Here is a 7153-nt window from a genome sequence, read left to right on the forward strand (position 1 = left end):
GAGCCCCCTCATCCGTCTCGGCCTTCGGCCGAGCCACCTTCTCCCGCAAGGGGAGAAGGCAAGCCATCAAAACCCCTTGCGCCCCCGGCTCACCAGCGCGCCGCCGGCGTCGATCAACTCCACTTGCAGCGGCATCTGGCCGATGGCGTGGGTGGCGCAGGACAGGCAGGGATCATAGGCGCGGATGGCGACCTCGATATGGTTCAAAAGTCCCTCGGTGATTTCATGGCCGGTCAAAAATTGCGTCGCCACCTTGCGGATCGACTCGTTCATCGCCTGGTTGTTGTTGGTGGTCGAGACGATCAAATTGCAATAGCTGACGAGATCGTCGGCGCCGACGCGGTAATGATGGAACAGAGTGCCGCGCGGCGCCTCGATCACGCCGACCGCCTCTTCACGGCGCGGACCCTTGTCCGCCATCAGGTCCGTCCCGAGAATGTCGGGATCTTCGAGCAGTGCCCGCGCGAGTTCGGCGGCATGCAGCATTTCGATCATCCGCGCCCAGTGAAAAAGCAGGGCGCCATGCGCTGGCGCGCCGCCATTGAAGGCGATGAATTTTTGCCGCTCCGCTTCCGCGAGCGGCGTCGTCAGCCGGTCGCAGATCTGGATGCGCGCCAGCGGACCGACGCGATACCAGCCAAGCTCGGCGCCGAGCGTCCTGATGTGCGGGAATTTCATATAGCTCCAGGGCTTGATGTCTTCCTGCAGCAGCGAACCATAGGCGGCATAGTCGGCGTGGTCGAAAATCCCGGCGCCATCGGCGTCGCGCGCGCGCAAGCCGCCGTGATAAAAGTCGAGATCGCCATCCTCGTTGACGAGGCCCATCATATTGGCGCGCGACTCGCCGAAGCGGCCGTAGAACTCGGGCTCGGTCTCGTGCAATCGCCCGATCATGCCGACCGCCTCAAGGCTCCACTCGATCACCGCGTCGATGTCGCCGCGCAGCGCATCGCGTTCCCCCAAAACCAGCGCCTTGTTCATTCCTCCCGGAATCACGCCCGTGCCATGGATGCGCTTGCCCGATATATGGCGGATGATTTCCTGTCCGAATTTGCGGGTCAGAACGCCCTGCCTCGCAAGGTCGGGGAAGGCGCTGGCGATGCCGACAATATTGCGCTTGCCGGCCTCGCTGTCGAAGCCGAGCAGGAGATCGGGCGCGGAAAGGTAGAAGAAATGCAGCGCATGCGACTGCACGATCTGACCGTAATGCAACAGCCGCCGCAGTTTTTCCGCCGTCGGCGTCAGCGCGCCGTAACCGGCGATCAGGTCCATCGCCTTGGTGGCGGCGAGCAGGTGGCTCACCGGGCAGATGCCGCACAGGCGCTGCACCGTCACCGGCACTTCCCAATAGGGACGGCCTTCGATAAAGGCCTCGAAACCACGAAATTCCACAATATGCAGGCGGACCTGATGAATTTTATTGTCTTCATCGAGCAAGATCGTGACCTTGCCGTGGCCTTCGACGCGCGTCACCGGTTCAATCGCGATGCGGCGCAGTTTTTCCGGCGATTCGGCTTGTTCCAGTGCGAACATGAAGGGCCTCAGTCGTAATGCAGGAGCTGATGATCGAGGCGCGGCACGCGCCCCAGAATCAGGTCGGTCAGATATTTCCAGATCGCGTCGCCCGACGGCGGGCAGCCGGGAAGGAAATAGTCGATGCGCACGATCTCGTTGATCGGATAGATCTTGTCGAGGCTGGCCGGCAATTCGGGATCGTCGGGAATATGAACTTCGCCGGAATCGTCGCGATAGACCTTGTCGAGAATGTCGCCGATCTTGAGCCGGTTGCGCAGGGCCGGCACGCCGCCGTTGATCGCGCAGGCGCCGACGGCGACCAGAATTTTGGCGTTGGCGCGAAGTTCCCGCAGCACGTGGACATTTTCCGAATTGCAGACGCCGCCCTCAATCAGGGCGATGTCGCACGGCCCGCATTGCTTGATGTCGGTGAAGGGCGAACGGTCGAATTCCGCCAGCCCCGCGAGTTCGAACAGCCGTTCGTCGATGTCGAGCAAGGACATATGGCATCCGAAACAGCCGGCGAGCGAAGTGGTGGCGAGCCGGACCTTGAGCGGCGGCTTGCCGTTGGGGTTTGCGTTCACTTCGCCTCCTCCGCGATCTCGCAGACATTGACCGAGTCGCTGATCGGGTGGGCGTCGTAGGCGCGCTCGCCGATCGGCGTGGCGAAGCCGTTCCGTTTGACGAGGATCGCGCCGACGGGGCAGATATGGGCCGCGCTGTCGGTCACGGCGAAATCGCTGTCGGCGAGTTTGCCGGTCGGCGAATTGATCGCCAGCGTCGCCTTGCCACCGCGCCCGGCGATGCCGAACACGTTCTTGCCGTCGATGTCCCGGCTCGCGCGGACGCAGCGTTCGCACATGATGCAGCGATTGCGATCGATCAGGACGTCGGGATGGGAGGCGTCGACCTCGCGGTCGGCGGGATAGAATTCCGCGAAATGCGGACTCAGCATCTCGTATTCGTAGCCCAGCGCCTGCAATTCGCACGCGCCCGTCTTCTCGCAGGTCGGACAGAAGTGGTTGCCCTCGATGAACAAGAGCTGCACCAGCGAGCGCCGCATGGCGTTGAGTTCGGGCGTGTCGATGTCGACTTCCTGGCCAGCGGCGACCTTGTAGGTGCAGGCGCTCTGGGTGCGGCCGTTGACGACGACCGTGCATAATTTGCAGCCGCCATGCGGCTTGAGCCTTGGATGGTGGCACAGGTGCGGCACGAAAACGCCGGCCGCTTTCGCCGCTTCGAGGATGGTCTGGCCGGGCTTGAACGGCACGGGCAAGTCGTCGATGTTGAAAAGCAACTCGGTCACGTCAGCCCTCCGCGGGGATGTGAGCGGCGGCGTCGTCGCGATGGGTCGCGAGGCGGGTGGGTTCGAGCGCCGCGTCGAGGTCCACTTGCGGGGCGAAGTCGTGAGGCACGAGGCGCCGCTCGAACGCCGGACGGAACTTCAGCCATGTGTCGCGCACCGCATTGCCGGCCGATTCGCCCAGGCCGCAATGGGACGTGCGGCGCATGAAATCCGTGAGCCGCATCAGATCGTTGACTTCATAACGCGAGCCTCGGCCCTCGGCGATCTTGTCCATCAAATTCTTCTGCACCGTAGTTCCGACCCGGCAGGGCGTGCAGAAGCCGCAACTCTCATGGGCGAAGAAATGGGCGAAGTTGCGCGCCACTTCGAAAATGTCGCGATCCGGGCCGAAAATCATGAAGGCGCCGGCGGTAGAAACGTCCTCGAAGGCGATCTTGCGGCTGAATTCGTCGGGCGTGATCAGGACGCCGGACGCGCCGCCCACCTGCACGGCGATTGGCGCGACCGCGCCGCAATCATGGAGCACACGCCCTATCGTCACGCCGAATTCGTATTCGTAAACGCCGGGGCGCTCGCAATCGCCCGACACAGAAAGCAATTTGGTGCCCGTCGACGCTCGCGTGCCGCGCCGCGCAAAACTCGCGCCGCCTTCGAGCGCGATCTCGGTCAGGTGCGCGAGCGTTTCGACATTGTCGACGATGGTCGGCATGCCCTTGTAGCCTCTGATGACCATGGATGGCGGCTTCACCCGGGGGCGGCCGGGCTTGCCCTCCAGCGATTCGATCTGCGCCGTGCCTTCGCCGCAGATATAGGCGCCGGCGCCCATATGGATTTCGACGTCGAAATCGAAGCCCGGCGCGCCGCGAATCGACACGCCCAGACGGCCGCTCGCGCGCATTTCCTCGATTTCGCGCTGCAGCTTCGCCCGCAAATATTGATATTCGCTGCGCAGATAGATGAATCCTTTCGCCGCGCCCGCGGCATAGGCGGCGATCGCCATGCCCTCGAGGACGCGCGTCGAAAAACTGGTCAGCAGCACGCGATCCTTGAAAGTCCCCGGTTCGCCCTCGTCGGCGTTGCAGACGATATATTTCTGGACGCCCGGCGCGTTGCGCGCGCCCTCGATCTTGGTCGCCGTGGGAAAGCCCGCGCCGCCGCGCCCGCGCAGCGCCGCGCGCTTGATCTCGTCGAACATCCCGGCGCGTCCAAGCCGGATCGCCGCGTCGAGCCCGCTGCCCGGAACATAGGGAATGCCAGTCAGCGTCACCTCGCGGTGGATGTTGTCGTCGATGGCGAATAGTTCCGCCGGCCATTTGGCGAGCGGTTTGCGCGCCTTGACGAGCGCCGCGATCTCGTCGATCCGCTCGGCGTCCAGCCGCCCGATGGCGATGGAATTGACAAGCATGGCCGCGCCGTGGTCGCAAAGGCCCGTGCACGGCGTGAGGTCAATGCTCACCAGGCCGTCCGCGGAGGTTTGGCCCGGCTCAACGCCGAAATGGGCCTGCATCCGCTCGAACAGGGCGACGCTCCCGGCCATGCGGTCGGTGATATTGTCGGAAAACAGAATACGGTATTTGCCGCGGTTATGGTCGTAGAGATGGGCGTAGAACTGGGTCACGCTCTTGACCTGCGTCAATGGGATTTGCAGCGCCGAGGCTACGAGAATTTCTGTCTCTGGCGAAATCCAGTCGAGCGCCTCCTGGGCTTCGCGCAAAATCTGCAACAGCGCGGTCGGATCGCCGCGATATTTCGCCAGGATGGGAATGAGAGCCGATTCGAGTGACGCCATTTGCGGACTCATCTGTTGCCGTGCCGGATTTGCTTTCGAATAGAGCCTCAGGATCGTTCCCGCCACGATCCAGGTCAAGCCGCGTTCCAATGATGCTGGACGCCGCAAGGGATTGGCAAGCTGGACAATCGATAAAACGTCGTGCGCCAGAGCGTTTTGCAGCGAAGCGAATACCAGTTCGCGTGAAGAAAACGCTTAAAAACAGCAAACTAGATCTCCGATCCGATGCTGTCGGATCGGAAAAGGCTCTGCTTGCCCATCCTGCTCAAACCCCGTCATCTGGCGTCCACAGACGATAGCCTATGCCGGGTTCGGTCACAATCAGGCGCGGCGTCTCAGGATTGGCTTCGATCTTTCCGCGCAGTTGCCCGACAAAAACGCGCAAATATTGGGTGTCGTCGGCATGGGCCGGGCCCCAGACGGCGGCGAGGATCTGGCGATGGGTGACGACCCGTCCGGCATGGCGCACGAGCACCGTCAGAAGATCGAATTCCTTCGGCGTCAGTTTGAGCGTCTGGCCGTCCTTGACGACGCGCCGGCGCTCCAGATCGACCAGCAACCCTTCGGCCTCGTAGCGCGGCGCGGCGGCGCGGTCCGGCGCGGCATGGCGCAGGGCGGTGCGCAGCCGGGCGAGAAATTCGCCGATGGCGAAGGGCTTTTCGACATAATCGTCGGCGCCGAGGTCGAGCGCGGCGATCTTTTCCGCCTCGCGGTCGCGCGCCGACAGCACGATCACCGGGCTGGCGCAGAATTTTCGCGCCTCGCGCAGCACGTCCTTGCCGTCCATGTCCGGCAGGCCGAGGTCGAGCACGATGACGTCGGGCGCGGCGGTGGCGATCAGACGCAGGGCCTCGGCCCCCGTCTCGGCGCTGAGCACGTCATAGCCCGAGGCCAGCAGCGCGGGCCGCAGAAAGCGCTGGATCGGCGCCTCGTCATCGACGACCAGCACGCGGGTCTTCACGGGTTGCGCTCCTTTTCCACTTCCACCGCCGGAAAACGCAGCAACAGCCGCGCGCCGCGCCGACGCACCGCCGGGCTCTGCGCCTCGATCTTTCCGCCCATCGCCTCGACCAGCCCCTTGCAAATCGACAGGCCGAGGCCGGTGCCGGCCTTGCGCCCGTCGGCGCGGCCGCCGCGATAGAATTTCTCGAAAATCCTTTGGAGATCGGCCGGCTTGATCCCCGGCCCCTCGTCGGTCACCGAGATCATCACGTCCGGCCCCTGTTGTCGCGCATGAACCACGGCTCCGGTTTCGCCGCCATATTTATGGGCGTTGTCGAGCAGGTTGAACAAGACTTGTTCGAGCAATCCGGAATCGCCTCGAATGAAAGGCAGTTTGGGCGCGAGGCTGGTCTCGATGCGCATGTCGGGAAAGACTTTTTTGCATCGCTCCACCGCTGTGCGGATGACTTCGGCGACATCGAGAAAGTCGCGCCGCACTTTGACCGCTCCCGATTCCAGCCGCGACATGTCGAGTAGATTGGCGACGAAACGCGACAGCCGCCCCGCCTCCTCCTCGATCGAAGCGAGGAGATCGTTGCGCGCGGCCGGCGGCATCCGGTCGCCGAGCTGGCGCAGGGTGGTGACGGCGCCGGTAATCGACGACAGCGGCGTGCGCAGGTCATGCGACAGCGACGAAAGCAACGTGGTGCGCAGCTTCTCGTTCTCTTCGAGCGCGGCGCTGCGCACCGCCTCGCCGACCAGCAGCGAACGGTCGATGGCGATGGCGGTCTGCTCGATCATCGCGGTCAGGGCGCGCTCGTCCTCCGACGAGATCGGATCGAGCGCCGACTTCGGCTGGAAACCGCAGACGCCGACGACGCCGCGCGGCGTCGTCAGCGGACGGAACTGGAAGCTCAGGTTGGGCAGGGTGTCGGTGCGCCAGCCCGCGGGCTCGCGCTTGGAAAAGGCCCAGCGCGCGGCGCTCATCTCGCCGGCGGAAAGCTCCTCCATCGGCGGCCAGACCGAGGCCAGCCGCAATTCGCCTTCCTCTGGCAACAGCAGGACGACATGGCCGCCCTGCGCCTTCTGCAATTGCGCCGCCGCCGCCCACAGCGCGTCGTCGAGCTTGGCCGCGCCCGAGATTTTGCGCGAGAAATCGTAAAGCAGTTCGGCGGCGTCGGCGCGCTGGCGCACCGCCTCGGCCTGGTCGCGAACCCGGGCGGCGAGCGAGCCGGTCAGGATCGCGACGACGAGAAACGCCAATAGCGACAGCCATTCCTGAGGCTCGGCGACCGTGAAAGTGAAAAGCGGCGGGATGAAGAAGAAATTATAGGCGCCGAACGAGAGGAAGGAGGCGGCGATGGCCGATTGCAGCCCGAACCGCGCGGCGCAGGCCAGCACCGCCAGCAGATAGATCATCGACAGATTGGGCAGGCGCAGCCACAGGCTCAGCACTTCGCCGATGCCGCTGGCGGCGGCGACGGCGACGACAGCCGCCGCGAGCCCGACCCAGCGCGGACGAAAAAGGCGGGCCCAGTTGAGGCGTGGTCCCGGATCGGCGTCGTCGTCGCTCGCGTCGAGCAGCTGGATCGGAATGTCCC

6 protein-coding genes are annotated in these 7153 nt (G+C 64.3%); all 6 read right to left on the reverse strand.

Annotation, left to right across the window (positions count from 1 at the left end; translation table 11 throughout):
- Positions 1 to 66: 66 nt before the first annotated feature.
- Complete coding sequence (locus tag QZY01_RS22400; protein WP_294541701.1) at positions 67 to 1533, reverse strand: Ni/Fe hydrogenase subunit alpha; 1467 nt, start codon at positions 1531 to 1533, stop codon at positions 67 to 69.
- 8 nt (positions 1534 to 1541) lie between these two features.
- A complete protein-coding gene (locus QZY01_RS22405; RefSeq protein WP_294541704.1) occupies positions 1542 to 2099 on the reverse strand; it encodes an NADP oxidoreductase in 558 nt (185 codons plus the stop codon).
- Positions 2096 to 2821, reverse strand: coding sequence for a 2Fe-2S iron-sulfur cluster-binding protein (locus QZY01_RS22410; protein WP_294541706.1), 726 nt, complete (start codon positions 2819 to 2821; stop codon positions 2096 to 2098). The genes QZY01_RS22405 and QZY01_RS22410 overlap by 4 nt, the downstream gene beginning before the upstream one ends.
- 1 nt (position 2822) lies before the next feature.
- The gene (locus tag QZY01_RS22415) at positions 2823 to 4688 is read right to left on the reverse strand and encodes an NAD(P)H-dependent oxidoreductase subunit E (protein ID WP_294541708.1); all 1866 of its coding nucleotides are present in this window, start codon (positions 4686 to 4688) and stop codon (positions 2823 to 2825) included.
- A 187-nt stretch (positions 4689 to 4875) separates the two neighbouring features.
- A complete protein-coding gene (locus QZY01_RS22420; RefSeq protein ID WP_294541711.1) occupies positions 4876 to 5571 on the reverse strand; it encodes a response regulator in 696 nt (231 codons plus the stop codon).
- The coding region (locus QZY01_RS22425) for a DUF4118 domain-containing protein (protein WP_294541713.1) at positions 5568 to 7153 on the reverse strand (1586 nt) is incomplete at its 5' end. The genes QZY01_RS22420 and QZY01_RS22425, both read right to left, overlap by 4 nt.

Origin of the sequence: uncultured Rhodoblastus sp. (assembly GCF_903903185.1) — a bacterium.
GTDB lineage: Bacteria > Pseudomonadota > Alphaproteobacteria > Rhizobiales > Beijerinckiaceae > Rhodoblastus.

What these genes read in the sequence shown, in the direction of transcription:
- QZY01_RS22400 (WP_294541701.1), bottom strand. Translation starts at nt 1,533, where the DNA reads ATGTTCGCACTGGAACAAGCCGAATCGCCGGAAAAACTGCGCCGCATC.